At 42.2% G+C, this 1,725-nt stretch carries 2 protein-coding genes; one reads left to right on the top strand and one right to left on the bottom strand.

What is annotated here, in order from left to right; all coding sequences use genetic code 11:
* A partial coding sequence (locus tag FTU17_RS17420) for a hypothetical protein (RefSeq protein WP_218955572.1) occupies positions 1-190 on the top strand: 190 nt, incomplete at its 5' end.
* Positions 191-217: 27 nt separating this feature from the next.
* Here FTU17_RS17420 and FTU17_RS17285 read toward each other — a convergent pair.
* Positions 218-1,201, bottom strand: a complete 984-nt coding sequence (locus FTU17_RS17285; RefSeq protein ID WP_100358301.1) for a protein rep — start codon at positions 1,199-1,201, stop codon at positions 218-220.
* Positions 1,202-1,725 lie beyond the last annotated feature (524 nt).

Raw genomic sequence — 1,725 nt, 5'->3', positions numbered from 1 at the left:
TTTTGGGAAACGGCAAAAATGGAAAATTTTAATTTTTCATTTTTGGTGTTATCAGGGTTTTAGGGGTGAAGCCCCTAACGCATCCATTGAATTTTATTCAATGGCTAAGTGCGCCCTTCGGGAATCGGTTTTTAGGGTCGTTTTGGAGAAACGCGTAAGCGTGCATTCTTTCGTTGCTACTCAAAAATGAAAACCCCATCAAGTGGGGTTTATGAAATCAGTATTCGTTATATTTGGGCGCATAAACATATTTTCGGTATTCAGGTCTGAACTGGAACGCTACTCTCGCTTCTCCAACGTCCTGTACCTCCTCAGAGGACGAAATCATTTCTTCCGTAGTGATTTCATCTTCAGGCTTGAGAATCCCCTTTAAAACGCCTCCTGTTGCGATAAAACGCATCTTATGGACTTGTTTGGTCATCTCATGGAGCCAAGCACCCTTATCACGCTCTAAAGCCAAATCGGACGGTTTTACGCTGTATTTGAGCGTTTCGCAGATTGCTTTATCGAGTTGCTTACGTCCTTTTTCGTCCAAAGTAGCTTTAACGGCTTTCACGTTCACCGATGGCAAGTAGTCAGCTCGCAAAGCTTTCGACCACATTTCGACCCAATCACCCTGTTTTATATATCCCTGTCCTTTGAAATAACTTGGTTTAACCAACAACAAGGCATGGAAGTGCGGATGTGCCATCATGTCGCCATCATTCCCCCTGGTGACTTCGGTTGTTCTTATAAAACCTGCTACCCCTGACTTAAACCGCTTGGTTTCAATCAGTCGCTTCCATGAATCATTCATGTGCTTCAAGGTATCACGCAATTCGGTAACAGGTGGGTTTTTCACGGTTAGGGTTAGAAATACCCAACGATGGGTAGGAAAACGTTCCTGAATATTTGGCAATTGCTGAAACATAACCGCCCTCCAGAGTAGAGATCTGCGCCACTGACACACAGGGCAATGACGGACACGGCAAAAAAACGCTTGCTTGAGAACTAATTTTCCCTGATCAGGATTAACTCCAAATTTCAAAATGCCTGAACAACCGTTAATTCGGTCTGCATATTTTGAAAGTTCAACGGAGTAGTTATAGAGAATTTTAACGGACTCAGCATCAGAACGATGCTCATCCCAAGAAACTTCATGAGGTGAAATTTCTGTTAAAAAATTGATTCCAAGGTCGGAATCATGGCAAGATTGAGACATAGAAAAGCTCGGTTAGTTAGGAAGGTCAGATGTCCAAACTATACGGGCTTTTTTATTGACCTGTCAAATACCCCTCAAAGCCTTAACCCACAAGGGCTACAACCACATTTTCAAAATCGAAGTTATCCCTTAATAATAAATACAAGGAAAAACACCCTCAAAAATTCCCATTTTTGCCCTCTTTTCAGATGCCTTTTTTTGATTTTTTACCCCTAGCTAATTCGTGATGATTTTTCAGTAATGCACGCTTCCGCGTTTCTCATTCGAGAAACAAAAATCGGGTCGTCGCGTTGCTCGGTTTTTCCCGTTTGGAATTTTTATGGGAGCTTGTAATCAGGGAGGGAAGGTTTTGGAATTTTTATGGTGGGGTCGTCACTCGTAGACACTCGTTCGGTTTTTTTGGGAAACGGCAAAAATGGAAAATTTTAATTTTTCATTTTTGGTGTTATCAGGGTTTTAGGGGTGAAGCCCCTAACGCATCCATTGAATTTTATTCAATGGCTAAGTGCGCCCTTCGGGAATCG

Origin of the sequence: Acinetobacter sp. YH12070, assembly GCF_013419625.1 — a bacterium.
Classification (GTDB): Bacteria; Pseudomonadota; Gammaproteobacteria; order Pseudomonadales; family Moraxellaceae; genus Acinetobacter; species Acinetobacter amyesii.
Note: the sequence above shows the minus strand (reverse complement) of the source record. Positions and strands in the feature narration are given on the sequence as shown.

Excerpts from the sequence above, each read along its gene's own strand:
- FTU17_RS17285 (WP_100358301.1), bottom strand. The coding sequence starts at position 1,201 with ATGTCTCAATCTTGCCATGATTCCGACCTTGGAATCAATTTTTTAACA.